At 66.8% G+C, this 25,835-nt stretch carries 24 protein-coding genes; 16 read left to right on the top strand and 8 right to left on the bottom strand.

Annotated elements, in window-relative coordinates; genetic code table 11:
- The first annotated feature begins 179 nt into the window (after positions 1 to 179).
- The 3 genes from ACO07I_RS10600 (at position 180) to mutT (ending at position 2,962) form a co-directional block, all read left to right on the top strand.
- A complete protein-coding gene (locus ACO07I_RS10600; protein ID WP_422017045.1) occupies positions 180 to 1,175 on the top strand; it encodes a peptidylprolyl isomerase in 996 nt (331 codons plus the stop codon).
- A gap of 99 nt (positions 1,176 to 1,274) precedes the next feature.
- Entirely contained in the window at positions 1,275 to 2,513 is a 1,239-nt protein-coding gene (argJ, locus tag ACO07I_RS10595; RefSeq protein ID WP_422017043.1) for a bifunctional glutamate N-acetyltransferase/amino-acid acetyltransferase ArgJ, read from the top strand.
- The gene (gene mutT / locus ACO07I_RS10590) at positions 2,513 to 2,962 is read left to right on the top strand and encodes an 8-oxo-dGTP diphosphatase MutT (protein WP_422017041.1); all 450 of its coding nucleotides are present in this window, start codon (positions 2,513 to 2,515) and stop codon (positions 2,960 to 2,962) included. The genes argJ and mutT overlap by 1 nt, the downstream gene beginning before the upstream one ends.
- On the opposite strand, the gene ACO07I_RS10585 is transcribed toward mutT, so the two are convergent.
- A complete protein-coding gene (locus tag ACO07I_RS10585) occupies positions 2,959 to 3,774 on the bottom strand; it encodes a hypothetical protein (protein WP_422017039.1) in 816 nt (271 codons plus the stop codon). The two genes, mutT and ACO07I_RS10585, sit on opposite strands and share 4 nt — an antisense overlap.
- A 3-nt stretch (positions 3,775 to 3,777) precedes the next feature.
- Entirely contained in the window at positions 3,778 to 4,692 is a 915-nt protein-coding gene (locus ACO07I_RS10580; protein ID WP_422017037.1) for a methyltransferase domain-containing protein, read from the bottom strand.
- Positions 4,693 to 4,821: 129 nt separating this feature from the next.
- On the opposite strand from ACO07I_RS10580, the gene ACO07I_RS10575 reads away from it, so the two are divergent.
- The 3 genes from ACO07I_RS10575 to ACO07I_RS10565 are packed head-to-tail and all read left to right on the top strand — an operon-like array spanning position 4,822 to position 6,702.
- Positions 4,822 to 5,541, top strand: coding sequence for a ComF family protein (locus tag ACO07I_RS10575; RefSeq protein WP_422017035.1), 720 nt, complete (start codon positions 4,822 to 4,824; stop codon positions 5,539 to 5,541).
- Positions 5,542 to 5,562: 21 nt separating this feature from the next.
- Complete coding sequence (grxC, locus tag ACO07I_RS10570) at positions 5,563 to 5,823, top strand: glutaredoxin 3 (RefSeq protein ID WP_422017033.1); 261 nt, start codon at positions 5,563 to 5,565, stop codon at positions 5,821 to 5,823.
- A 12-nt stretch (positions 5,824 to 5,835) separates the two neighbouring features.
- Positions 5,836 to 6,702: a carbon-nitrogen hydrolase family protein gene (locus ACO07I_RS10565; RefSeq protein ID WP_422017031.1), complete on the top strand. Its 867-nt coding sequence runs from the start codon at positions 5,836 to 5,838 to the stop codon at positions 6,700 to 6,702.
- 28 nt (positions 6,703 to 6,730) lie between these two features.
- On the opposite strand, the gene ACO07I_RS10560 is transcribed toward ACO07I_RS10565, so the two are convergent.
- The 3 genes from ACO07I_RS10560 to ACO07I_RS10550 all read right to left on the bottom strand — a co-directional run bounded on the left by ACO07I_RS10560 (position 6,731) and on the right by ACO07I_RS10550 (position 8,709).
- The gene (locus ACO07I_RS10560) at positions 6,731 to 7,279 is read right to left on the bottom strand and encodes a putative glycolipid-binding domain-containing protein (RefSeq protein WP_422017029.1); all 549 of its coding nucleotides are present in this window, start codon (positions 7,277 to 7,279) and stop codon (positions 6,731 to 6,733) included.
- Positions 7,280 to 7,348: 69 nt separating this feature from the next.
- Positions 7,349 to 7,846, bottom strand: coding sequence for a class I SAM-dependent methyltransferase (locus ACO07I_RS10555; protein WP_422017027.1), 498 nt, complete (start codon positions 7,844 to 7,846; stop codon positions 7,349 to 7,351).
- Positions 7,843 to 8,709 (bottom strand): DMT family transporter, encoded by an 867-nt coding sequence (locus ACO07I_RS10550; protein ID WP_422017025.1) that lies wholly within the window; start codon positions 8,707 to 8,709, stop codon positions 7,843 to 7,845. Before ACO07I_RS10550 ends, ACO07I_RS10555 begins: the two co-directional genes overlap by 4 nt.
- An 89-nt stretch (positions 8,710 to 8,798) precedes the next feature.
- Here ACO07I_RS10550 and ACO07I_RS10545 point away from each other — a divergent pair, with 89 nt between their 5' ends.
- Positions 8,799 to 9,290, top strand: coding sequence for a DUF1178 family protein (locus ACO07I_RS10545; protein ID WP_422017023.1), 492 nt, complete (start codon positions 8,799 to 8,801; stop codon positions 9,288 to 9,290).
- Between the two features lie 16 nt (positions 9,291 to 9,306).
- Here the strand turns inward: ACO07I_RS10545 and ubiG are convergent, their stop codons facing one another.
- On the bottom strand, positions 9,307 to 10,071 hold the full coding sequence (ubiG, locus tag ACO07I_RS10540; RefSeq protein WP_422017021.1) for a bifunctional 2-polyprenyl-6-hydroxyphenol methylase/3-demethylubiquinol 3-O-methyltransferase UbiG: 765 nt from the start codon (positions 10,069 to 10,071) through the stop codon (positions 9,307 to 9,309).
- A 77-nt stretch (positions 10,072 to 10,148) separates the two neighbouring features.
- Between ubiG and ACO07I_RS10535 the strand changes: the two genes are divergently transcribed.
- From ACO07I_RS10535 to ACO07I_RS10500, 8 genes are all read left to right on the top strand, one after another.
- The gene (locus tag ACO07I_RS10535; RefSeq protein WP_422017019.1) at positions 10,149 to 11,396 is read left to right on the top strand and encodes an aspartate kinase; all 1,248 of its coding nucleotides are present in this window, start codon (positions 10,149 to 10,151) and stop codon (positions 11,394 to 11,396) included.
- Between the two features lie 269 nt (positions 11,397 to 11,665).
- Complete coding sequence (ptsP, locus tag ACO07I_RS10530) at positions 11,666 to 13,897, top strand: phosphoenolpyruvate--protein phosphotransferase (protein ID WP_422017017.1); 2,232 nt, start codon at positions 11,666 to 11,668, stop codon at positions 13,895 to 13,897.
- Positions 13,898 to 13,977: 80 nt separating this feature from the next.
- On the top strand, positions 13,978 to 14,949 hold the full coding sequence (locus ACO07I_RS10525) for a helix-turn-helix domain-containing protein (protein WP_422017015.1): 972 nt from the start codon (positions 13,978 to 13,980) through the stop codon (positions 14,947 to 14,949).
- 66 nt (positions 14,950 to 15,015) lie between these two features.
- Positions 15,016 to 16,152, top strand: a complete 1,137-nt coding sequence (ispG, locus tag ACO07I_RS10520; protein WP_422017013.1) for a flavodoxin-dependent (E)-4-hydroxy-3-methylbut-2-enyl-diphosphate synthase — start codon at positions 15,016 to 15,018, stop codon at positions 16,150 to 16,152.
- 55 nt (positions 16,153 to 16,207) lie between these two features.
- Positions 16,208 to 17,440 carry a histidine--tRNA ligase gene (gene hisS, locus ACO07I_RS10515; protein ID WP_422018219.1) on the top strand — a complete coding sequence of 411 codons (1,233 nt, stop codon included), beginning with the start codon at positions 16,208 to 16,210 and terminating at the stop codon, positions 17,438 to 17,440.
- Between the two features lies 1 nt (position 17,441).
- Positions 17,442 to 18,506 (top strand): peptide chain release factor 1, encoded by a 1,065-nt coding sequence (gene prfA / locus ACO07I_RS10510; RefSeq protein WP_422017011.1) that lies wholly within the window; start codon positions 17,442 to 17,444, stop codon positions 18,504 to 18,506.
- A gap of 33 nt (positions 18,507 to 18,539) precedes the next feature.
- Positions 18,540 to 19,379, top strand: a complete 840-nt coding sequence (prmC, locus tag ACO07I_RS10505) for a peptide chain release factor N(5)-glutamine methyltransferase (RefSeq protein WP_422017009.1) — start codon at positions 18,540 to 18,542, stop codon at positions 19,377 to 19,379.
- A 174-nt stretch (positions 19,380 to 19,553) separates the two neighbouring features.
- Positions 19,554 to 20,378 (top strand): DUF4167 domain-containing protein, encoded by an 825-nt coding sequence (locus ACO07I_RS10500; RefSeq protein ID WP_422017007.1) that lies wholly within the window; start codon positions 19,554 to 19,556, stop codon positions 20,376 to 20,378.
- A gap of 67 nt (positions 20,379 to 20,445) precedes the next feature.
- On the opposite strand, the gene ACO07I_RS10495 is transcribed toward ACO07I_RS10500, so the two are convergent.
- Positions 20,446 to 21,006 carry a DUF4337 domain-containing protein gene (locus tag ACO07I_RS10495; protein WP_422017005.1) on the bottom strand — a complete coding sequence of 187 codons (561 nt, stop codon included), beginning with the start codon at positions 21,004 to 21,006 and terminating at the stop codon, positions 20,446 to 20,448.
- A gap of 183 nt (positions 21,007 to 21,189) precedes the next feature.
- On the opposite strand from ACO07I_RS10495, the gene clpB reads away from it, so the two are divergent.
- Complete coding sequence (gene clpB, locus ACO07I_RS10490) at positions 21,190 to 23,796, top strand: ATP-dependent chaperone ClpB (protein ID WP_422017003.1); 2,607 nt, start codon at positions 21,190 to 21,192, stop codon at positions 23,794 to 23,796.
- 6 nt (positions 23,797 to 23,802) lie between these two features.
- Here the strand turns inward: clpB and ACO07I_RS10485 are convergent, their stop codons facing one another.
- Complete coding sequence (locus ACO07I_RS10485) at positions 23,803 to 25,359, bottom strand: peptidoglycan DD-metalloendopeptidase family protein (protein WP_422017001.1); 1,557 nt, start codon at positions 25,357 to 25,359, stop codon at positions 23,803 to 23,805.
- Between the last annotated feature and the right edge of the window lie 476 nt (positions 25,360 to 25,835).

Below are 25,835 nucleotides of genomic sequence, written 5' to 3'. Positions count from 1 at the left end.
CACGCCGAACGACCGACCATAAAGTGTCATCGCCCCGACATGGACGCCGTACTCACGAAAAAGTGCCGCAATTCAACGCCATCACGCATCTTGCCGGGGAGGCGGCGCTTGCTTGGCCCGACGGGCCCTGTGTAAACGGTCTGCGCCTTTCGAAACGAATGAATCTGCTGGAGTCCGCCATGAGTCATGACCTGCGTTTCTTGCGCCTCGCCCTCCTGAGTGGCGCGGTTGCGCTCCTCGCGGGTCCCGTCCTGGCCCAGACCCCGCCGGCCGGCCAGCCCGCGAAGCCCCCCGCCGCTCCCGCGGCCCCTGCCGCCAAGCCGCCGGCCGCCGCCGCCCCGGCCGCGATCAAGGACCCGGTCGTGGCCATCGTGAACGGCCAGCAGATCCGCCTGTCCGAACTCGAGATCGCCCAGCAGTCGCTGCCGCAGCAGTACCGCTCGATGCCGCTGCAGGCGGTGTTCCCGGCGCTGCTCGAGCGCATCATCGACAGCAAGCTCGTGGTCCAGGAAGGCAAGAAGACCAAGACCAACGAGGACCCGGCCTTCAAGAAGCGCATGGCCTTCGTCGAGGAGCAGGTCCTGCAGGATTTCTGGATCCAGCGTGAGATCTCCCGCCTCGTCACCCTGGAGAAGATCCAGCAGAAGTACCAGGAGCGCCTGAAGTCGATGCCGCCGGAAGAAGAGGTGCATGCGCGCCACATCCTGGTGGCCACCGAGGACGAGGCCAAGGCGATCATCGCCGAGCTGAAGAAGGGCACGCCCTTCGACAAGATCGCCAAGGAGAAGTCGACCGACAAGGCCTCGGGTGCCGAGGGCGGCGATCTCGGCTGGTTCAAGAAGTCCGACATGGTGAAGGAATTCGCCGATGCGGCCTTCGACCTGAAGAAGGGCCAGACCTCCGAGACCCCGACCAAGACCCAGTTCGGCTACCACGTCATCAAGATCGACGATCGCCGCACGGCGCCGCCGCCGGCGCTGGAGGAGCTTTCCGACCAGATCCGCGAGGAACTGGCGCGCGAGGCCGTGACCGCCCAGCTCGACAAGATCCGCGCCGGCTCGAAGATCGAGAAGTTCAACATCGACGGGACCAAGGTCGAGGCCGCTCCGGCGGCGCCGGCCGCCCCCGCCGCGACCCCGGCCAAGCCCGCCGCTCCGGCCCAGCCGCCGAAGTAACGGCCGCGCCGCAAGTAGAACTCACCTTTTGCGGCGTTTCTGGTGTAGTCTCCGCCGCTGGCCGGCCACATACCTGTGGCCGTGCCTGAGGGGAGAACCATGTCCGCCAAGCACGCCGTATCGCCGCTCGCACCCAAGTCGACTCCGACGCTTCCCCGCATCGCGGGCGTAAAGCTCGGCGTTGCGCGTTCGGGCGTGCGATATACCGACCGTGACGACGTCCTGCTGGCGGTCGTGCCGGCCGGGGCGACTATCGCGGGTGTCCTGACCAAGTCCAAGACCTGCTCCGCACCGGTCGACTGGTGCCGCAAGAACCTCGCCCGCGGCAAGGTCCGCGCCATCGTGGTCAATGCCGGCAACGCCAATGCCTTCACCGGCAAGCTCGGCGACAAGGCGGTCGAGGAGACGACCCGGGCCATCGCACAGGCGCTGGGCTGCCCGCGCAACGAGGTCTTCATGGCCTCGACCGGCGTGATCGGTCAGCCGCTCGAGTGGGAAAAGATCGCCGCCGTCGTGCCGGACCTCATCAAGTCGGGCAAGGAAGACGCCTGGTCGGCTGCCGCGGGCGCCATCATGACCACCGACACCTTCCCCAAGCTGGCCACGCGCCAGGCCAAGATCGGCGAGCGCACGGTGACGGTGAATGCCTTCCTCAAGGGCTCGGGCATGATCGCGCCGGATATGGCGACGATGCTGGGTTTCGCCTTCACCGACGCCAAGATTCCCGGCGCCGTGCTGCAGAAGCTGCTCTCCGACGCCGCCGACAAGTCCCTGAACTGCGTCACCGTCGACGGCGACACCTCGACCAGCGACACCTTCCTGATGGTTGCCACCGGTGCGGCGCGCCACGCGCCGATCGAGGAGGCCGACGACCCCGTCCTGGTCGACTTCAAGCGGGCCCTCGACGAGGTGATGATCGAACTGGCGCAGCTGCTTGCCCGCGACGGCGAGGGCGCCACGAAGTTCGTGACGATCAACGTGGGCGGCGCCTCGTCGAATGGTGCCGCGCGCAAGATCGGCCTGGCGGTTGCCAACTCGCCGCTGGTCAAGACCGCGATTGCCGGCGAGGATGCCAACTGGGGCCGCATCGTCATGGCGGTCGGCAAGTCGGGCGAGCGCGCGGACCGCGACAAGCTGCGCATCTCGATCGGCGGCGTGCGCATCACCGACCAGGGCCAGGTCGTGCCGAATTACGACGAGGCGCCGGTCGCCCAGCACATCAAGGGATCGGACGTGGTGATCGATATCGACCTGGGCATCGGCCGCGGCCGCGCCACGGTCTGGACCTGCGATCTCACGCACGGCTACATCGACATCAACGGCAGCTACCGCTCCTGATGGACGGCTTCGACGATTCGTGTCCGGGCGGCCCGCCGCCGCTCGGCGAGCGTCCGCTCGTGCTGGTGGCGGCGGTCGCCCTGGTCGACGTCGACAGCCGCGTCCTGATCGCCCAGCGCCCGGCCGGAAAGTCGATGGCCGGCCTCTGGGAGTTTCCCGGCGGCAAGGTCGATCCGGGCGAAACGCCCGAACAGGCACTGGTGCGTGAACTTCACGAGGAACTCGGCATCGAGACGGCGACGAGCTGCCTGGCGCCGATCGCCTTCGCCAGCCACGGCTATGAGAAGTTTCATCTGCTGATGCCGGTCTTCGCCTGCCGCAAGTGGAACGGCACGCCGCAGCCGCGCGAGGGGCAGGTCCTGAAGTGGGTCGCGCCGATGGAACTCGCGAAATATCCGATGCCGCCCGCCGACCTGCCGCTGGTCGGCCTGCTGCGCGACCTTCTCTAGGACAGGGTGCGCATCGGCGCGCCTTCGCGCCAGCCGAGCAGATCGCGGAAGATCAGCGCCTGCGCCGTCGCCGCCACGGCGGTGCCGCCATAGGAGACCAGGATGGCTGCGGTCCAGGTGATGATGGCGGCCGAGTCGGCGGCGCCCAGCACGCCGCGCGTCAGGCCAAGCACCACCAGGGTCGCCATGGTGGTGGCGAGCGCACCGGTGAGGAAGATCAGGAACAACACGCCGATGATCGTCCAGGCATTGCCGCGGCTGTGGGCCCATGAGAGCCGCGGGGAGAAGGGCTCGTCGACCGCGGTGGCCGCGAGTCCGTAGCTGACGCGCAGCGCCAGGATGATCGAGACGGTGAAACCGGCCCCGATCGGGGCGGCCAGTGCCTGCTTGCGGGCGACCTCGGGATCGATCGCGGCGCCGGCAGCCAGCATCTCGGGATCGATGTTGCCCAGGGTCAGCACGAAGGCGGCGAGCAGGACGAAGGTGAAGCCGCCGATCTTGATGAGGTGGAGCAGAAAGGCCGTCTCGCGCGGCGACCAGCCGAGCCCGGGCAAGCGGCCGACGCAATTGGGCCCCAGCAGCACGACGCGCTGCCAGGCGACCATGAACATCACCGTGGGCACGATATCGACGGCCTTCTCGATCAGCATCGGCATCAGCGAGTCGCGGGGCATCGTCGAGCCCAGCAGCCGGATCGCGAGCGAGGCGATCCAGGGAATGGTCACCAGATGGAAGAACAGTCCGAGATTGGCGAAGACGAAGCCGAAACTTTGGGCGACCAGGCCGCCGAACGAGAGTTTCACCACGGGCACAGTCTAGCTCCGTTCCACTTTTTCGCCGGCACTGAATTCGGAAGTCCCCAGCGCGTCCGCGAGCCGCCGGGCGGCGCTGCCGGGCTTGAGCGCCTTGGGCTGCGAGGCATGCGGTGCCCAGCCGTGCAGGAACAGCACCTCGAAGCTCGCGGAGACCCGGCCGCCGGGGCCGGTGAATCGTTCGCCGTAGAGTTCGGCGGCGCGCAGCAGGACGGCACGTCGTGTCACGGTACGGCGCCGGCCGACGACGAGATTGCCTTCGCCCATGCCACTGAGGTCGCGCATCAGCGCGAGCGCGCTCTCGTACTCGACCTCGATCGTCTCGCTGTCGGCCACCGGCAGGGCGAAGCCCGCCCGCTGCAGCAGTCCCGCCGCGTCGCGCAGGTCGGCGAAGGGCGACACGCGCGGGCTCAGGCCGCCGTCGATCTCGCTCTCGGCCGCCGCCAGCGCCTGGCGCAACTGCCACAAGGTGGCGCCGCCCAGCATCGCACCGAGGAACAGGCCGTCGGGCTTCAGGATACGTGCGATCTGGATCAGCGTGCCCGGCAGGTCGTTCACCCAGTGCAGGTCCATGGCGCTCAGCACCAGGTCGAAGCGGCCGGCGGCGAAGGGCAGGAACTCCTCGTCGGCCACGATGGCCGGTCCGCGCGCGCGCCGCGCGAAGCCGTGGCCGAGATCGGTGCGCACCAGCTGCCCCACGATCGGGCGCTCGCCCAGGGTGGTCGCCACCTCGTCGCCGTGGCTGCCGAGATCGAGGGCAAGGGGGAAAGTACGGCGCACATCCGCCACTCGATCGACCAGCCGGTCGGCGATCTCGCGCTTCAGGAAGTCATGCCGTTCCCAATCGCGGGCGGCACGCTCGCGACGCTGGCGGAGGAGGGCGCGGTCGAACACCAGCAGGGGGTCGGGGCCAGTCACAGTGGGTATGTAGGGAAAAAGGGCGGCGGCCGGTAGGGGAACGCCATCCTGTGGGCGCATTTGCCCGCCCCAATCCGCCGTATGTTGCCGAGCGGAGTGAGAGGGGCCTTTGCCGGAGCGGGCCGTGTCGTGCTGGACGCGGTATTGCCGCCGCTCTGTCTCGGCTGCAACGAGATCGTCAGTGCGCCGGGAGCCCTCTGCGCGAGTTGCTGGCAGGGCTTTTCCTTCATTTCCGTGCCGCACTGCGCCTGCTGCGGGACACCCTTGGCGGAGGATCTGGGTCCCGACGCCCTCTGTGCCGGCTGCCTCGTGCGTCGTCCGCGCTACCATCGCGCCCGTGCGGCGCTGGTCTATGACGATCAGAGCCGCCGGCTCGTTCTGCCCTTCAAGCACGGTGATCGCACCGACATCGCGCGCGCCTGCGGCGGCTGGATGGCGCGGGCGGGTGCAGATCTGCTCGAGTCGGCCGATCTGGTGGCGCCGGTGCCGCTGCATTGGCGGCGGCTGTTCATGCGCCGCTACAATCAGGCGATGCTGCTGGCGCGCATCGTCGTGCGCACGGCGGCCCGCGGCGACGATCTCCGCCTGGCGCCGGACCTGTTGCGACGCCAGCGCTGGACCGGTTCGCAGGCCGGTCTCGGGGCGAAGGAGCGGCGCCGCAACGTTCGCGAGGCTTTCGACGTCCATCCGAAATGGCGCCCGATGGTGGCCGGCAAGACCATCCTTCTGGTCGACGACGTGCTGACGACTGGCGCGACGGTCGAAGCCTGCGCCCGCGCCCTGCAACGCGCCGGGGCCAAAGGGGTTGATGTCCTGACACTGGCGCGGGTCGTCCGGCCGGCGCTATAGTTTCGACAAAGAGGTTCACCAATGGCCAAGATCGAGATCTACACGACGCCGTTCTGCGGCTACTGCGCGCGGGCCAAGAGCCTGCTCGACAGCAAGGGCGCCGACTACGAAGAGACCGATGTGATGATGGACGACAAGAAGCGCAGCGAGATGCGCAGCCGCGCCAATCGCACCACCGTGCCGCAGATCTTCATCAACGGCCAGCATATCGGCGGCTCCGACGATCTCGCCGCTCTCGAGCAGGCGGGCAAGCTCGACGCGCTGCTCGCAGAGCCGGGCTGAGGGGCTTCCATCATGACTGCGTTCAAGGCCGGCCTGATCCAGACCAACGTCAGCAACGACATGGCCGAGAACGTGGCCTCCCTGCGCGAGCAGGCGAAGCTCGCGCGCGACGCCGGCGCGGACTTCATCATGACGCCGGAGAATACCGGCCTGATCGGCGCCAACCGCACCGAGACGCTGGTCAAGGCGCAGACCGAGGAAGAGCACGCGATGCTCGCGGCCTGCCGCGCCGCCGCGCGCGACACCGGCGCGTGGTTCCTGCTGGGCTCGATCCATGTGCGCGTGCCGGGCGAAGAGCAGATCCGCAATCGCTCCTACCTGATCGATGCGTCGGGCGGCATCGTGGCGAGCTACGACAAGATCCACATGTTCGACGTCCAGCTCGCGGGTGGCGAGAGCTACCGCGAATCCTCGACGTTCAAGCCGGGCGAGAAGGCGGTGCTGGCCGAGACGCCGTGGGGCGTGCTGGGCATGACGATCTGCTACGACCTGCGCTTCCCCTATCTCTATCGCGAGTTGGCGCATGCCGGCGCCACGATGCTGGCGATCCCCTCCTCGTTCACGGTGCCGACGGGCCAGGCGCACTGGCACACGCTGATGCGCGCCCGCGCCATCGAGACCGGCTGTTTCGTCTTCGCGCCGGCCCAGGTCGGCACGCACAAGGGCTCCAACCGCAAGACCTATGGTCACTCGATCGCCGTCGCCCCGTGGGGCGAGGTGCTGGCCGATGCCGGCGGTGAACAGGCGGGCTTCGTCATCGCCGACATCGACATGGCGAAGATCGAGGAGGCGCGGAAAATGGTCCCGTCGCTCACCCACGACCGCAAGTACGCGGCGCCTGCGCTGCACAAGGCCGAAGTCGCGCAGGCGGCGGAGTAACTCCCTGTCGTCCCAGGACGACAGAATCCTAAAAAGCCTCGAACAGATGCTCGTACTTCAGGACGAGGCCGTGCTCGTCGAGGTCGAGCCTTGCGGTGAAGCCGTCGGATACGCCCTTGTCGAGATAGCGCCAGGCACGCGGGCCGAGCGGCTCGTAGCGTTGACGTGACGGCTGGCAGGTGAGGGCGGGCGCATCGACGAACAGTGCCAGTATCTCTCCGTCGGCGCCGCCCAGCCGCCGCATTGCCAGCGTGTTGCAGAAGGGCGTCGCGGAAACGTCGACCTCGTGACAGCCCGCGAGGTCGGGCCGGTCCGCACCATCGACCCGCCAGCTCGTGTCGCCGGTCCGTTCGATCAGGAGCGATTTCTCGATGGCGTCCGTTCGGTCGATGCACAGTGATCGCGTTCGCCACGAGGCATCGAGTTTCCAGCAATAGCGGAGGGCGAAGCATTCTGCGCCGGCATGGATCACCGTGGAGCGGATGCAGAGACCCGACCCGTTGCGCGACAGCGTCATGACTTCGAGGCCGGGCACGTCGATCCGCCGCCATCGCCTCAGCATCTGGTCGTTCGGCATCCCAAACTCTTGCGTCGGATCATGAGGGAATTGCGGCGCCGATCGTCGCACGGGTGGATGTGGCGCCGTCTACAGGAGGCGGGCGGCGATCCTCTGCACCATGGCCATCTTCGGCTGGCTGATCATGCGCGCCTCGTAGGCGGTCACGGAGAAGCGCCCGCGCACGAGGTCGAGCAGTTCGCCGTCCTTCAGCAGGAACGCCGGGCGGCTCGGTTTTCCGAAGCGCTCGTTGCCTTCCATGAAGGTCTCGTAGAGCAGGATGCCGCCGGGCAGCAGCGTCTCGAACAGGGGCGGGAACAGCGGGCGGTGCAGGTAGTTGGTGACGACGATGGCGCCGAAGCGGCGGCCGGCCAGCGGCCAGGGCGAACCGTCCTCGAGATCGGCTGCGATCACCTCGACCGTGTCGGACGGGACAAGGGCGCTCACGTCGCGATCGAGCGCGGTCACCCGATGGCCACGGGCGGCGAAGAACGCGGTGTGGCGGCCCTTTCCGGCCGCGAGATCGAGAACGTCGACGCCGGGCGGGACGAGGCCGGCCCAGGCGGCGACCCAGGAGGAGGCCGTCATCTCTTGCGTGCTCCCGCGCCCTTGAGGTTCAGAAGGTTGCCCGAGAGGATCAGCGCCGCGCCGAGGATCGTCAACGTGTCCACCCGCTCGCCATAGAGCAGCCAGCCGGCAAGGGCGGCGAGCGGCACGCGCAGGAAATCCATCGGCACGACGACGGTGGCGTCGGCATGCAGCATCGCGCGCGTCAGGCAGTAGTGGGAGAAGGTGCCGCAGAAGGCGATGACGATGATCCATGCCCAGACATAGGCGGAGGGCCAGCGCCACACGTCGAGCGCCGGCACCAGGCCGATGATCGACTGGATGAGCAGCATCCAGAACAGGATGGTTACCACGCTGTCGCTGCGCGTGAGCGACTTCACCATGGTCACCGAGATGGCGAAGCCGACGGCGGCGGCCAGGGCGATGATCTGCCCGGGCACGATCTCGTTGGTGCCGGGCCGCACGATGATGACGACGCCGATCACGCCCAGCGCCACGGCGAGGTTCTTCCACAGGCCCATGCGTTCGCCGAGGAAAGCGACCGCCAGGATCGCGGTCCAGATCGGCATGGTGAACTCGATGGAGATGACCTGGGCCAGCGGGATCAGGGTCAGCGCCTTGAACCAGGCGAATTGCGCGCCGTAATGGGCGATGTTGCGGCCGACCTGCTGCCAGGGCCGCGCCGTCTTCAGCTTACCGAACCCGCCCGCCAGGTGGATCAGCGGATAGAGCATGGCGAGGCCGATGACGGAGCGCATCTCCATGATCTGGAAGACGTCGAGTTCACGCGTCGTCTCCCGGCCGGCGATCGCCATGACGAGCATGGCCGTGAGCCAGCCGGCCATCCAGAAGGCGGCCTTGAGGGTGGAGGGTTGCGGGGACATTGACGGCTGCTTCTGGCGGGCTCCGGGGAGCGGGGCGCGACAATCGGGCCTTGCGTCCAGCCCGACAAGGCACCATTTTTCCATCTGTCATGATTTTGTATCGCTTGCGCTGCGCCAACGGCCATGAATTCGACAGCTGGTTCAAGGACAGCAAGACCTATGAACGTCAGGAGAAAAAATCCCTGATCGGCTGTGCCGTGTGCGGCACGGACAAGGTCGAGCGTGCCTTGATGGCCCCGCGCATCGGCAAGAAGGGCAAGGACGCCACGCTGCCGGTGGCCGTCGAAGCGCCTGGCGCCGAAGCGCCCGCCACGCCGTCCCCGGAGCAACAGCAGCAGATCGCCGCGCTGGCCCGTCAGATGCCCAAGGAACTGCGCGAGGCTCTTCTCGCGGTCCGCGCCGAGGTCGAGAAGAACTGCGAGCATGTCGGCGACAAGTTCGCCGAAGAGGCCCGCAAGATTCACTACGGCGAGAGCGACAAGCGCGGCATATACGGCGAGACGAGCGACGACGAGGCGGCGGCACTGGCCGAAGAAGGCATCGAGTTCGGCCGCCTCCCCTGGATCCCGCGCGGCAACTGAGCCCGTTGCCCAGCCGCTATTTCGGCCCGGCCACCCCGTAGAGCATGTAATTCACGTCCAGGTCGTTCCTGTTGAGCGACCATTTGCGGCTGAGCGGTGCGTAGACCACCCCCACGATCTCCTGGGTTTCGATGCCGCCGGCGCGCAGGCCGCGGGCGACTTCGGACGGCTTGAGGAATTTCTTCCAGTCGTGGGTGCCGCGCGGCAACCAGCCCAGCACATATTCCGCGCCCACGATGGCCAGCGCCCAGGCTTTTGCGGTGCGGTTGAGCGTCGACAGGAAGAGCAGCCCGCCCGGCTTCACCAGGCGGCCGCAGGACTGCAGGAACAGATCGACATCGGCCACGTGCTCGACGATCTCGAGCGCCAGCACGACGTCGAACTGCGCGCCGGACTCGACCAGGGCCTCGGCCGTGCCCTGGCGGTAGTCGATGGCGAGGCCCTGAGCTTCGGCATGGAGCGCGGCCACGCCGATGTTGCGCGGGGAGGCGTCGACCCCGGTGACCGAGGCGCCGAGCCGGGTCATCGGCTCGCTGAGCAGGCCGCCGCCGCAGCCGATGTCGAGCAGCGACAGCCCCTTCAGCGGTTCGCCGTTCAGGGCGTCCCGCTGCCAGTGGGCCGCCACCCGGTCGCGGATGTAGCCGATCCGCACCGGGTTCAGCCGGTGCAGCGGCGCGAACTTGCCGGTCGGATCCCACCACTCGTCGGCGATGCGGGAAAAACGTTCGACGTCGTCGGGATCGATCGTTCCGGCGGCGGGGATCTGTGCGGTTTCAACCATGGTTCTCTTGACCCATATGGCAGCATCGGTGTCTATAGCCCGCTTTCCGGGCAGGGGCTTGCCCTTCGAGTGGGTTCATGGCGCGCATCGTTCTGAAATTTGGCGGTACATCGGTCGGCGACACGGATCGAATCAAGAACGTCGCGCGCAAGGTGAAGGCCGAAGTCGCGCGCGGCAACGAGGTTGCGGTCGTGGTCTCCGCCATGTCGGGCGCCACCAACCAGCTGGTCAAGTGGGTGAACGAGATCTCCCCGCTGCACGATCCGCGCGAATACGACGTCGTCGTGGCGACCGGCGAGCAGGTCACGATCGGCCTGCTGGCGATGGCGCTGCAGCAGGAAGGGGTCAAGTCGCGTTCCTGGGTCGGCTGGCAGCTGCCGATCAAGACCGACGACGCCTACGCAAAGGCGCGCATCGTGGAGATCGACACGGTCGAGATGGCCCGGACGATGGCGGCGGGCGAGGTTCCCGTGGTGCCGGGCTTCCAGGGTATATCGCCGGAAGGTCGCATCACGACCCTGGGCCGTGGCGGGTCCGATACGTCGGCAGTGGCGCTCGCGGCGGCGCTCAAGGCGGATCGCTGCGACATCTACACCGATGTCGACGGCGTCTACACGACCGATCCGCGCATCGTCGAAAAGGCCCGCAAGATCGACCGCGTGACCTACGAGGAAATGCTCGAAATGGCGTCGCTCGGCTCGAAGGTGCTGCAGACGCGCTCGGTCGAGCTGGCGATGAACCATCATGTGCGCGTGCAGGTGCTGTCGTCGTTCGACGAGGCGCTCGGCAGCGACCTGCCCGGAACTCTGGTTGTGGACGAGGAAGAGATCATGGCCCAGGGCCTCGAGAAGTCCGTCGTGAGCGGCATCGCCTTCGCCAAGGACGAGGCGAAGATCACCGTGACCCAGGTGCCGGACCGGCCCGGTGTCGCAGCGGCGATCTTCGGCCCGCTGGCGGCAGCGAACATCAACGTCGACATGATCGTGCAGAACGTCTCGGTCGACGGCAGCTCGACCGACATGACCTTCACGGTCCCCAAGCCCGACCTTGCGCGTGCGGTGCAGCAGCTCGAGCGCGCGAAGGACGAGCTGAAGTTCGCCGAGGTGAAGTCCGATCTCAACGTCTCCAAGGTCTCGGTGATCGGCGTCGGCATGCGCAGTCACGCCGGTGTCGCGCTCAAGATGTTCGAGACCCTCGCCGCCAAGGGCATCAACATCCAGGTCATCTCGACCTCGGAAATCAAGATCAGCGTGCTGGTGGCTGCCGAATACACCGAGTTGGCGGTGCGGGCGCTTCACACTGCGTATGAACTGGACGCGGCCTGAAGATTCCCTTCAAACAGTATTGGAACGCCCCTAATTCGCGGCTGGACTCTGCGAATTAGCCGGTAGGCAGTCCGGCGCGGCTCTTGCTATAAGCGGCGCATGGACGCCGCACTCGCCCATATGCCTTGCTGCAACGCCCGACCGGTGAATCCGGCGGCCGCGGCCTGGCGAGTTTGCGCCTGCGTCATCGACCGCAGCTTCGTCGTCATTCGACTCAAGCATCCAGCGGTCTGACCATGGAGAGATCAACTCCCCTGGCCGGACCGCGAATGCTCCTCAAGCGGCTCCGGGACACGATGGCGCGTGCCGAGTCCGTCGAAGTGACGCTGGGCGAGGTCGTGCGTCTGGTCGCCAACGAGATGGTGGCCGAGGTCTGCTCGATTTACCTGTTGCGCGCGGGCGAAGTCCTTGAGCTGTTCGCAACCCAGGGCCTGAATCCCTCGGCTGTCCACTCGACGCGCCTGCGGGTCGGCGAGGGTCTGGTCGGCGACATCGCGGCCCATGGCAGGCCGTTGGCGCTGGACGACGCCCAGCATCATCCGCAATTCGCCTACCGCCCCGAGACCGGCGAGGAAATCTATCATTCGCTGGCGGGCGTGCCGATCGTGCGCGCCGGCCGGGTGCTGGGCGTCCTGGTTGTCCAGAACCGGACCCGCCGCCAGTACGACGAGGAAGAAGTCGAGACGCTGCAGACCATCGCCATGGTGCTGGCGGAACTGGTCTCGGCCAGCCACGTCGTCAGTCCCAACGAGGTCCAGCAGGTCGACGGCATCGGGCTGCTGCCGCTGCGCGTCGACGGCGTGCAGCTCACGCCCGGCGTCGCGATCGGCCGGGCGGTGCTGCACGAGCCCCGCATCGTCATCCAGCGGGTCGTCGCGGAAGATGTCGAGCAGGAGAAGGTGCGCTTCCTCGAGGCGCTGCGCGGCGTACGCGAAGATGTCGACCGCATGCTCGAGGCGCACGACATGCAGTCGGGCGAGCAGCGCGAGATTCTCGAGACCTTCCGCATGTTCGTGGACGATCGCGGCTGGGCCGAGCGGGTGCGTGAGGCCATAGATTCCGGCCTCACTGCCGAGGCCGGCGTACAGCGTGCGTTCGACGATGTCCGCACGCGCCTCGGCCAGTCGACCGATCCCTATATCCGCGAGCGGCTGAGCGACCTGCAGGACCTCAGCAACCGGTTGCTGCTGCGTCTCACCGGTCGCGTCGCGACCGATCCCAGCACCTTGCCGGACGACATGATCGTGGTGGCTCGCGACATGGGACCGGCCGAGCTGCTCGACTACGACCGCACCCGCCTGCGGGGCCTCGTGCTGGAGGAGGGCTCGGCACTCAGCCATGTGGCGATCGTGGCGCGCGCCCTCGACATTCCGGTGGTCGGCCGCGCGCCCAACGTGCTGGCGAGGGTCGAGGCGGGCGATCCGATCGTGGTCGACGGCGACAATGCCCAGGTCCTGGTGCGGCCGGCGGAGGACATTCTCCAGACGGTTCATCTCGCACTCGACGCGCGCGCGGAGCGCCGCCGCAAGTATGCGGCGCTCCGCGACCTGCCCCCGGCAACGCGCGATCAGGCGCGCATCTCGCTCAACATGAATGCCGGCCTGCTGATCGACATGCAGCATCTCGACGATACGGGCGCCGACGGTGTCGGGCTCTATCGGACGGAGATCCCGTTCATGGTGCGTTCGGAGTTTCCCGACGTCGATGCACAAGCCTGGCTTTACGGGCGCGTGCTCGATCTTGCGGACGGACGGCCCGTTGTTTTTCGGACCCTCGATGTCGGCGGCGACAAGGTCCTCCCCTATATCGGTGCCTTCGGTGACGAGAATCCCGCCATGGGCTGGCGCGCGATCCGCATCGGGCTCGATCGGCCGGCGATGCTGCGCCGTCAGCTGCGCGCCATGATCCTCGCCGCGAACGGACGTCCGCTGTCGATCATGTTCCCCATGATCGCCGAGGTCACCGAATTGCTACGGGCGCGCCACTTGCTCGATCTCGAACTCGATCGTTCGAAGCGGCGCGGACAGCCCGTGCCCGAAAGTTTGCGGGTCGGTGTCATGTTCGAGGTGCCGGCGCTGGCGTGGCAACTCGACAGTCTGGTGCCTCATGTCGATTTCATTTCGATCGGCACGAACGATCTCCTGCAGTTCCTCTATGCCGCCGATCGCGGCAACACTCGCATTGCTGGCCGTTACGACAGCTTGTCCCCAGCGCTGCTGCGACTGCTACATTTTGTAGTGAACAAAGTGCGTCCCGCGGGAGTGGACGTTGCTGTGTGCGGAGAAATGGCGGGACGTCCGGTCGAGGCACTTGCGTTGCTTTCAATAGGCATACGCTCTCTTTCGATGTCGCCCGGTGCGATCGGCCCGGTGAAGGCGATGATCCGTTCGCTCGATCTCAACGAGGCGGCAGGTTTCATGACCACTGCGCTTACGCAACCGGATCGTCCGTTGCGTGAGACGTTGCGTCTCTTCGCCGCCGATCACGCGATCGAAATTTAACGACGGAAAGTCGAATCGCTTTTGCCCTGTCATGGGCCCTCTGCTAAGAGTCGCGACGAGGGGACAAGTAGGGAATTTCAATGCCGGATCAGGTTGACTGGCGGGCGATTGAACGCGAGGCCGGACCAGGCCAGGCGGTCGGTCGACTCCTACGCGATCAACGCGAGGCACGCGGTCTGGACCTGACTCAAGTCGAGAAGAGCATCCGCATCCGGCGTTCTCACCTCGAAGCGATCGAAGACGGTCGCTACGACCAGCTCCCCGGTGCCGCGTATATTCCGGCCTTCCTGCGCGCTTACGCGACTCATCTCGGTCTCGACGCCGAGAAGGTCCTGACCGCCTATCATCTGTCGGGTGCCGTTCCGATCAAGCGCCCCGTGACGCTGCCGGCCAATTTCCCTGTCATGGAGCGGCGCGCCCCGATCGGTCTCGCGGTCCTTACCGTTCTGCTCGTCGTCGCCGCAGGTTACGGCGTGTGGAACTACATGCCCCGCGATCAGGCCGTCGTCGCGCAGAAGGTTCCGCCCGTGCCGGACCGTCTGCTGTCGGAGCGGCCGAGCCCGCCGGCTGCCGCGCCCAATCCGTTCGTCGCGAAGCTGCCGACCGCCCCGGCACCGGACACGCGCACCATCGACGGTTCGTTGCCCGCCCAGGTCTGGCCCGCCCAGCGCGTCGAGAGCAGCGCTCCGGCTGCGCCTCTGGCGCCGCCGCCGGTCGTGGTCGCCGTTCCGGCGCCGCCGCCGCCCGTGGTGATGGCTGTCCCGTCGATCGGCCAGGCGCAGGCCGCCCAACCACCCGCCACCATCGAACCGCCGCGGATCGACCAGCCGCGCACGTCTGTCGAGGAAGCCACGGCCCGTGCGCCGGAGGCGGCCCCGGCCGTACCGCCGCCGATTCCGGTCCGCGTCAACACGCCGATCAGCGTGAAGAGCAACAGCTGGGTCGAGCTGCGCGCGCCCAATGGTGACGTGCTGACCCAGACCTATGTCCGTGCCGGCGAAAGCTACGTCGTTCCCGCAGGCATCGCCTACCGTATCACCGAGGCCCGGTAACCCGCGTCGCGTCATTGTAACGGCCGCCGGCTGGCGGAGGCGGGGCGCCGCCGCTACATTGTCCCCATGAGCATCAGACCGTACCGCGATATCCAGCGCCGCAAGTCGCGGCGCGTGATGGTCGGGTCCGTACCGGTGGGCGGCGATTCGCCGATCACGGTGCAGACCATGACCAACACGCTGACCGCGGACGCCGACGCGACCATCGCCCAGATCCGCCGCTGCGAAGAGGTGGGTGTGGACATCATCCGCGTGTCCTGCCCCGACGAGGAGTCGACGGCGGCGCTGCCCCTGATCGTGCGGGCCGCGAAGGTCCCGATCGTGGCCGACATCCACTTTCACTATAAGCGCGCCATCGAGGCTGCCGAGGCAGGCGCCGCCTGCCTGCGCATCAACCCAGGCAACATCGGCAGCGCCGACCGGGTGCGCGAGGTCGTCAAGGCCGCCAAGGACCACGGCTGTTCCATGCGCATCGGCGTCAATGCCGGTTCCCTGGAGAAGGACCTGCTGGAGAAGTACGGCGAACCCTGCCCTGAGGCGATGGTCGAGAGCGCGCTCGACCATGCGCGCATCCTGCAGGATCACGACTTCCATGAGTTCAAGATCAGCGTGAAGGCGTCCGACGTCTTCCTGGCGGTCGCCGCCTACCAGCAACTGGCCGAAGCCTGCGACTACCCCCTGCATGTCGGCGTGACCGAGGCGGGCGGCACGCGCACAGGCACGGTGAAGTCGTCGATCGGCATGGGCTCGCTTCTGTGGGCCGGTATCGGCGACACGATCCGGGTCTCGCTCTCGGCCGAGCCCGAGGAAGAAGTCCGCGTCGGCTTCGAGATGCTGAAGGCGCTGAACCTGCGGCATCGCGGGGTGAACGTCATTTCCTGCCCGTCCTGCGCGCGCCAGCAGTACGACGTCATCCGCACCGTCGAGGCGCTGGAGAAGCGCGTCGCCCACATCACGACGCCCATGACGGTGTCGGTGATCGGCTGTGTCGTGAACGGGCCCGGGGAGGCGCGCGAAACCGACATCGGCTTCACCGGCGGCGGCTCCAATACCCACCAGGTCTATATCGCCGGCGTTCCGCACCATCGGCTGAAGGACGGCAACGTCGTCGACCATCTGGTCGAGCTGATCGAAAAGAAGGCGGCCGAGATCGAGGCCGCCAAGGTGGAAGAAGCCGAGCGACATCGCACCGCTGCCGAGTAGCGATCCCAGGCCCTTCCCTTCCGACGATTTTTCGAGGCGATTTCCCGTGAGCAAGATGCAACCCGTGCGTGGCACGCACGATATCCTCCCCGACGACTACCGGCGCTTCGCGCATGTCGTCGACACCGCGCGCGACGTGGCGCGCCTCTACGGCTATCGCGAGATGGCGACGCCGATCTTCGAGTTCACCGAGTTGTTCGCCCGCGGCATCGGCGAGACGACCGACGTGGTTTCGAAGGAGATGTACACGTTCAAGGATCGCGGCGACGAATCGCTGACCCTACGGCCGGAGTACACGGCTGGAATCTGCCGTGCCTTCGTGTCGAACGGCGAGCTGGCGCAGCAGCTGCCGCTGAAGGTCTTCGCGGCGGGCCCGATGTTCCGCTACGAGCGACCGCAGAAGGGACGGCAGCGCCAGTTCCACCAGATCGATCTCGAGGTGCTGGGCGCGCCCGAGCCCGGCGCCGACATCGAGGTGATCTCCGTCGCGGCCGACATCCTCGACCGGCTCACGATCCTCGACCGCTGCGTGCTCAAGATCAATTCGCTCGGCGATCCGGAGAGCCGGGCCGGCTACCGCAAGGTCCTGACCGACTATTATTCCGGTCACGTGGACAAGCTCTCGGAGGATTCGCGCAATCGCTTGGCGCGCAACCCGCTGCGCATCCTCGACAGCAAGGACGAAGGCGACAAGGCGATCAACGCGCAGGCGCCGAGCTTCAGCGATCACCTCAACGAGGCGAGCCGCGACTTCTTCAAGTCGGTGCAGGACGGGCTCTCGGCCGCCGGCGTCGCCTTCGAGGTCGATCCGGCGCTGGTGCGCGGCCTCGACTACTACACCCACACTGCCTTCGAGTTCGTGACCACGCATCTCGGCGCCCAAGGCACGGTGCTGGGCGGCGGCCGCTATGACGGGCTGATCGCCGAGCTGGGCGGCCCTCCGACGGCCGGCATCGGCTGGGCAGGCGGCATCGAGCGGCTGATGATGCTGGCCGACGAGCCCAAGCCCCTGCCGCGGCCCGTCGTCATTGCGCCTTTAGGCGCGGCGGCCGAGGCCAAGGCGCTTGGCATCGCGCGGAGCCTGCGCAAGCAGGGCTTCGCCGTCGAACAGGACTATCGCGGCAATATGAAACGGCGCATGCAGCGGGCCAACAAGCTCAACGCCCGCGCCGCACTGATCATCGGAGACGACGAGCTGGCCAAGGGCGTGGCGCAGCTCAAGGATCTCGACAGCGGCGCCCAGCGCGAAGTGTCGCTCGACGGTCTCGCTGAAGCCCTGAAGGTTTGAGATGTCGCTGTTATTGAAACTCAACCAGATCGTGACGCGCCATGCCGAGCTGCAGGCGGCTCTCTCTGCCGGCACCCTCGATTCGCAGAAGTTCGTCGCGGCCTCGAAGGAATATGCCGATCTCGGCCCGCTGGTCGAGGCGGTGAACGAATGGCAGAAGGCCGAGCGCGAACTCAAGGATACCGAGGCGATGGCCTCCGATCCCGACATGAAGGCGATGGCGGAGGAAGAGGCGGCCGAACTCAGGAAGCGCCTGCCCGAGCTGGAGCGCACCGTGAAGCGCATGCTGCTGCCCAAGGATGCGGCCGACGAGAAGAACGCCATCCTGGAAATCCGCGCCGGCACCGGCGGCGACGAGGCAGCCCTGTTCGCGGCCGACCTGTTCCGCATGTACCAACGCTACGCGGCCGAAAAGGGCTGGAAGTTCGAGGTCATGGAGTTGTCGGACACCGGCATCGGCGGCTACCGCGAGGCGATCGCCACGGTGACCGGTCGCAACGTGTTCGCCCGCCTCAAGTTCGAGTCCGGCGTGCATCGCGTGCAGCGTGTGCCCGCGACCGAGGCCCAGGGCCGCATCCATACCTCGGCGGCAACGGTTGCCGTCCTGCCGGAGGCCGAGGAGGTCGACATCAAGATCGACGAGAAGGACCTGCGCATCGACGTGTTCCGCGCCTCGGGGCCGGGCGGACAGTCGGTCAATACGACCGACTCGGCGGTGCGCATCACGCACATCCCGACCGGCGTCGTGGTCAGCCAGCAGGACGAGAAGAGCCAGCACAAGAACCGCGCCAAGGCGATGAAGATCCTGCGCGCGCGTCTCTACGATGCCGAGCGCCAGCGGCTCGACGATCTGCGCTCCGCCGACCGCAAGGGCCAGGTTGGCAGCGGCGACCGCAGCGAGCGCATCCGCACCTACAACTTCCCGCAGAGCCGGGTGACCGATCACCGGATCAACCTCACGCTCTACAATCTTGCCGAGGTGCTCGACGGCCGCGGTCTGGACGCGCTCGTCGATGCCCTGACCTCCGAGGATGAGGCCTCGCGCCTGGCGGAGCTCGCGGCCTGACCGGTGGCGGAGCACGCCTCCTACGATGCTCTGTTGCGCGATACCGCCGTCGCCCTGACGGCGGCGGGGATCGACAATGTTCGCTTTGAAGCTCGCCTGCTGATCAGCCGCGCGGCAGGTCTGACGATCGAGCAGTTGATCTCGCGCGGGCGCGATCCGGCGCCGTCTGCCGTGGCAACGACCCTGCGCGAGCTCACGGCGCGGCGAGTGCGGCGCGAGCCGATGGCCTACATCCTGGGCGAACGCGAATTCTGGGGGCTGCCATTCAAGGTCTCGCCGGCGGTTCTGATCCCGCGCCCGGACAGCGAGACGGTGATCGAAACGGTGCTCGACCTGCTGCCTGACCGCAGCCGCAAGCTGCGGATCCTCGACCTCGGCCTGGGATCGGGCTGCCTGCTCCTCACCTTGCTGCGGGAGTATCCGCAGGCGACCGGCGTCGGGATCGATGCCTCGGAGGCGGCGCTCGCCATCGCCCAGGCCAATGCCGACGCGCTCGGCGTGGCCTCCCGGGCGCGCCTGTCGACGGGTGACTGGCGGCAGGCCGGCTGGACGGACCAACTGGACGGGCCTTTCGACCTGCTGGTCTCCAATCCACCCTACATCGAGAGCGCCGTGGTGGACGGGTTGATGCCGGAGGTGGCGGCCCATGAGCCCCGGCTGGCCCTCGACGGCGGCACCGACGGGCTTACGGCGTATCGCATCATCGCCGCGGAGGCGCCCCGGCTCGTCGTTGCGGGCGGCTGGGCGGTCGTCGAGGCAGGCGAGGGCCAGGCACCGGATATCGCGGCTCTTTTTGGCGCCGCGGGCCTGACGCCCAAGCCGCCCCGGCAGGATTTGGGCGGGATCGCACGAGTCGTGCCGGCCCAGCATTAATCGGTTGGCAATCAGGGGGAATGAGACTAGGTTCCTTTTACCCCTTGGGGGGCCTTGGTCCGACCGGTCTGTAGCGGCGGACACCAACTCCCCTGAAATTCAGCCGTGACGGCGCCCGGGAAGGGCAGAGGGGCTCCAACAACATCCGTCCGGCGTGCAACTGGCCCTAGGTTAATGAGACCAAACAATCGTCAGCGGTCGCGCGGCGGTCGCAATGGTGGCGGCGGCGGTGGCGGCGGTGGAAACAACCACCATCACAAGCCCCAGAATTACAATTCGAACCGTCCGGCCAATCGAAATCAGATTTTCGATAGCAGTGGCCCCGACGTCCGGGTTCGCGGCAACGCGCACCAGGTTTTCGACAAATATCAGTCGCTGGCCCGAGAGGCGGCGTCCTCCGGTGATCGCATTCTGGCCGAGTCCTATTGGCAATATGCCGATCACTATTATCGGATGATCCAGGCCCAGGGCGGCTTCGTCCAACGCAACAACCTCGGTTGGGGCGAAAATGGCGAAGAAGGCCAACCCGATCAAACGGGACAGCAGCAAGGCCAGCCCGGCGGTCAGCCGCAGCAGACTGGCAGCGATCATGCGCCGTCCAACGAGCGTGGTGGTCGTGGCGAACAGCCCGATCAGAACCAGGCCGCCGAGGGGCAGGGCGATGGTCGCCAGGCCGATCATCGGCAGGCTGACAATCGCCAGTCCGAGAATCGTCAATCGGATACTCAAGCCGACAATCGCCAAGCTGACCGTCCGGCCGACAATCGGCAATCCGATCGTCAGACCGATCGCCAGGCCGATCGCCAGCCCGAACGTCGCCAGCCCGAACGTCGCCAGCCTGACCGTCGCCAAGCCGAGCAAGTCGAAGAAGAGCCCGGTCTGAACGGCGTGGCTTTTCTTCAGAAGGGCCGCAGCGCGCCGATCAATAACGACCCGGCGGTCGACGAGCAGCCCGAGGTGCCGGAGTTCGTTCCCGCCAGCGGCGGCCGACGCGGCTAACCCGCCAGCGACGATCCATCTATTGAAGACGCCCGCTGGCAATCGCCTGCGGGCGTTTTCATTGGTCCTACAGGTGGATCAGTGTCGGGGCGACGAAGGCCAGCACGGTGAAGGCGAAGCCCACCACGCCGAGGCCGACCGACAGGAAGGTCAGCCAGATCACCGACGTGAGGGCGGCGGCGCCCGCCAGCACGATGGCCAGCTGGAAGCAGGCCGAGCCGTATTCGAACATGTGATAGGCCGACAGCGACCGGTCGCGATGCTCTTCCTTGATCTTGGCACGCGCGGCCAGCTCCTTGCGGCCTTCCCCGGTCTCGGGCTCGGTATCGTAGCGCTGCGCCGTCTGGCGCCACCGGTCGGCCTGCGCCTTGAGGGCCGGGGGCATCGGCGCCGGACCGTCCTTGTAGGTGGCCTCGACCTCTTCGGCGGCGGTGCGCAAGGTCGTCTGCCGGATGGTCTTGGACTGGAAGAAGGACCACAGGTTGGACGCGTCGATGTGGCTGGCCAGCGAGTTCGTCTGGGAACTCTTGCCGCCCATTTCCGACACGGCCAGCAGGGCCGCAAGAATGGCGACCAGCAGGGCAATTTTCTTGTTCGATCCGTCAATGTGGCCGTGTCCGCCTGACATATTGAGCTCCGGGTATTGAGTGGCCGGCGTTCTTAACCCGCCTCCGTTACAGGCGAAAGCCGCACGGACGATGAGGTCTTGCAGCGAGCCGATCCGATCCCATATCGCCTTCAGGATGCTTCTACAGAGAGGGTCCGCTCTTCCGCCCGCCGCTCGACGGGGGCGTAAAGGAAAGGGTTAGTGATGAACCAGGAAAAATACACAGAGCGCATGCGGGGCTTCCTGCAGAGCGCCCAGATGATGGCGCTGCGTGAAGGCCACCAGCGGCTTATTCCCGACCATATTCTCAAGGTCCTGCTCGACGATCCGGAAGGCCTCGCGGCCAACCTGATCGGCTCGGCGGGCGGCGATTCCCGCGCGGTCTACCGCGCCGTCGAGGCCAACCTCGCCAAGCAGCCCAAGGTCGAAGGCCAGGGTGCCGGGCAGATCTATCTGGCGCCGGAGACCGCGCGCCTGTTCGAACAGGCCGAGGCGATCGCCGAGAAGGCGGGCGACTCCTTCGTCACGGTCGAGCGCATGCTGATCGCGCTGGTGCTCGCCAAGGGCACTCCGGCGGCCGAGGCGCTGGCCACGGGCGGGGTGAAGCCCCAGCCCCTCGAGAAGGCCGTACAGGAGCTGCGCAAGGGCCGCACGGCCGATTCGGCCTCGGCCGAGGACAGCTACGATGCGCTGAAGAAGTATGCCCGCGACCTCACGCAGGCGGCCCGCGACGGCAAACTCGACCCGGTGATCGGTCGCGACGAGGAGATCCGCCGCACCATCCAGGTGCTGAGCCGCCGGACCAAGAACAACCCGGTGTTGATCGGCGAGCCGGGCGTCGGCAAGACGGCCATCGCCGAAGGCCTCGCGCTGCGCATCGTCAACGACGACGTGCCGGAATCGCTCAAGAACAAGAAGCTGATGTCGCTCGACCTCGGCTCGATGGTCGCGGGCGCCAAGTTCCGCGGCGAGTTCGAGGAGCGGCTCAAGGCCGTGCTGTCGGAAATCTCGTCGGCCGAGGGTGAGATCATCGTCTTCATCGACGAGCTGCACACGCTGATCGGGGCCGGCAAGGCCGACGGCGCGATGGATGCCTCCAACATGCTGAAGCCCGCCCTGGCGCGCGGTGAACTGCATTGCGTGGGCGCCACGACGCTGGACGAGTACCGCAAGCACATCGAGAAGGATGCCGCCCTCGCGCGGCGCTTCCAGCCCGTCTTCGTGGCCGAGCCGACGGTCGAGGACACGATCTCGATCCTGCGCGGCCTGAAGGAGAAGTACGAGCTGCATCACGGCGTCCGGATCGCGGACTCCTCGATCGTGGCCGCGGCGACCCTGTCCAACCGCTACATCGCCGACCGGTTCCTGCCGGACAAGGCGATCGATCTGATGGACGAGGCCGCCAGCCGCATCCGCATGCAGGTCGATAGCAAGCCCGAGGCGCTGGACGAACTCGACCGGCGCATCATGCAGCTCAAGATCGAGAAGGAAGCGCTCAAGAAGGAAAGCGACTCCGCGTCGCGCGACCGGCTCGAGCGCCTCGAGAAGGAGCTGTCCGAGCTCGAGCAGAAGTCGGCGGCGCTGACGGCGCAGTGGACCTCGGCGAAGGACAAGCTGGCCGATTCGCAGAAGGTAAAGGAGCAGCTCGACAAGGCGCGCTCCGAGCTCGACATCGCGCAGCGCCGGGGCGAACTCGCCAAGGCGGGCGAGCTGGCCTACGGCGTGATCCCCGACCTCGAGAAGAAGCTCAAGGAAGCCGAGACCCATGAGGTCGCGGGCGGCAAGGGCGTCAAGGAAGAGGTCATGCCCGAGGATATCGCGGCCGTCGTGTCGCGGTGGACCGGCGTGCCCGTCGACAAGATGCTTGAAGGCGAGCGCTCCAAGCTCCTGCGCATGGAAGAGGAGATCCACAAGCGGGTGATCGGCCAGGACGAGGCTGTCGTCGCGGTGGCGAACGCGGTGCGTCGCGCCCGCGCGGGCCTGCAGGACCCGAACCGTCCCATCGGTTCGTTCCTGTTCCTGGGTCCGACGGGCGTCGGCAAGACCGAGCTCACCAAGGCGATCGCGGCGTTCCTGTTCGACGACGACACCGCGATGGTGCGCATCGACATGAGCGAGTTCATGGAGAAGCATTCGGTGAGCCGCCTGATCGGCGCCCCGCCGGGCTATGTCGGCTACGACGAGGGCGGTGTCCTCACCGAGGCGGTGCGGCGGCGGCCCTACCAGGTGATCCTGTTCGACGAGGTCGAGAAGGCGCATCCGGACGTGTTCAACGTGCTGCTGCAGGTGCTGGACGACGGTCGCCTGACCGACGGGCAGGGCCGCACGGTCGACTTCAAGAACACGCTGATCATCCTGACGTCCAACCTCGGCAGCTCGCATCTGGCGGCCCTGAAGGACGGCGAGTCCACCGAATCGGTGCGCGAGCAGGTCATGGAAGAGGTGCGGCGGGCGTTCCGGCCGGAGTTCCTGAACCGTCTCGACGAGATCCTGCTGTTCAACCGGCTGAGCCGGGCGCACATGACGGACATCGTCGCGGTGCAGATCCAGAAGCTGTTCAAGCTCCTGGCCGACCGCAAGATCGAGCTGAAGATCGACGGCAAGGCCCTGCAGTGGCTGGCCAACCGCGGCTACGACCCGGTCTACGGGGCGCGGCCGCTGAAGCGGGTGATCCAGCGCAGCCTGCAGAATCCGCTGGCGACGCAGCTTCTCGAGGGCAAGATCCGCGACGGCGACACCGTCGAGGTCGGCGTCGAGAATGGAGAACTGACGGTCGGGGGCGAGCGCGTGATGAGCGACGCCGCCGACTGACGAACGCTAGTTGTTCCTGGCAACGAGCGACGGCGCAGGTTCCTTCGGAGCCTGCGCCGTTTTCTTTGGGGCGGGCTTGGTCGCCGCAGGGATGGCCGGCTCACCGGCCACCGGGGCGCTCTTCAACTGGGCGAGATACTGCTTCGCCAGCGCGTGGAAACGTGCCGCATCCTTGCCCCCCACCGTGCCGCGCATGGCGAACTTCTGGGTCAGCGGATTGACGTGCTTGCCGCCCTTCAGGAACTCGTAGTGAAGGTGCGGACCGGTCGACATGCCGGTCGATCCGACGAAGCCGATCACCTGGCCCTGGCGTACTTGCACGCCGGGCTTGATGCCCGGTCCGACGCGGGACAAGTGGGCATAGGCGGTCGCCACATCCTGCGTGTGCTGCAACTTCACGTAGAGTCCGTAGCCGCCGTTGGGGCCTGCCGCAATCACCCTGCCGTTGCCGGCGGCGAGGATCGGCGTGCCCGGGGGCGCCGCGAAATCCACGCCGGCATGCAACGCGCTGAAGCCCAGGATGGGATGCTCGCGCATGCCGAAGCGCGAGGTGATGCGTGAGGCATCCATCGGTGTGCGCAGGAAGGACCGCACGACACTCTCGCCTTGCGGGTTGAAAAAGCCGTCCGCCCCACCCTGAGGGCGATAGCGCATGACGACAACGGTCCGCTTCATCAGCCGCAGCTCTCCCGCCAGCAGCCTGCCGGGATGGGTGACCTTGCCGTCGCTCGTGACCAACTGCTCGAGCAGCACGGTGAACTTCTGCCCCTGCTTCAACTCGCGCTGGAAGTCGACATCGTAGGAGAGCGCGCGCACGAACTCGACCATCGCGGCGGAAGGCGCGCCGGCCTTGACGCCGCTTTGCTGCAGCGAGCCGTCGCGCTCGCCTTCGACCCTCACGATGCGCGGGCTGACCTTGTAGATCTTCTCTTCCGCCTCGTAGCTGCCGTCGTCCTTGCGGCTGACGATGTACTCCCGTTCCGGTTGAGGACGGACGGACAATGCCAACACACGTGGCGTGTCGGGCTGCTCGGGAATCGTCTGCATCGTGAGCTCGATCGTCTCACCGACTGCGAGCCGCCGTTTCTTCAGGAGCGAATGAAGCTTCTCCGCGACCTGCCTGCGCTCGGCTTCAGCGACGTCGATGTCGGCCAGCATCTTCTCGACCGTGTCGCCCTTCTCGAGGCGCAAGGTGAGTTCGTAGACGTCGCTGGCCTGCGGTTCGGCGTCTGACGCGGACGGTTCCGGGGGCTTCATCTGGAAGCCGCGCAGATCGAGTGAGCCCGATCTGCCGAAGTCGGCCGCCGACACGGGGGGCGCCGGCTGGGAATCCGCCAGGATCACGGGAACCGACGGAGGCGGTGCCTGTTGCTCGACCGCGGCTGGCCCAGGCTCAGCCTTGGGCGGCAAGGCTGCGATCTGCGGATTCGATCGATGGCTGAGGACAAGCCCTCCCATCGCCAGTCCGATGACGCCGATCGCGAAGAGGACAGGCCGGAACAGCCCAAAAGTCGCGCCCTTGGCGCTTTTCGGCCGGTCCGACGGAGGGGGGAAGTCCGTCATGACCGCTGACCTATTGCGGGCCCGGTAGGTCCAGGCCTCGGGTTAGGGTGGTGCCGGCCCAGAGAAATCTGTGCTCGCCGGCCGCTCTACATATTGATGCCGGAAAGGCTTCTGGCGCACAACAATACAATAGGTGCGAGGGTGTTTTTGGCGACTTCGAGTCATCGTCACGGATTCTTAAATTTCCCGTTGACGGTCTGAGGGGTGACCCATATAAGCCCGGCTCCCGACGACGAGCGGGGCCGCCGGAACCGCCTCAGACGCTGAGGCGGACGGGTCGAGAGACCCACCGGAAGCGCCGCTCGAAGAAGGTCCCGACCCGAGGGTCGTGTGTTCTATGCATTGTTTGTTAGGAAAGGGATACGCCGGCGGCGGCGAACATGACGTGCTTCGGCATGAATTGTTTTCGTCGTCGCTAGTTCGGAAATTCGACGTAAGTTGGATAGAGTAATTAGTGACGGGATCTATGCGCTTCT

It is taken from the genome of Reyranella sp. (assembly GCF_965227665.1).
Lineage (GTDB): Bacteria > Pseudomonadota > Alphaproteobacteria > Reyranellales > Reyranellaceae > Reyranella.
This window is presented reverse-complemented; position numbering and strand designations above follow the sequence as displayed.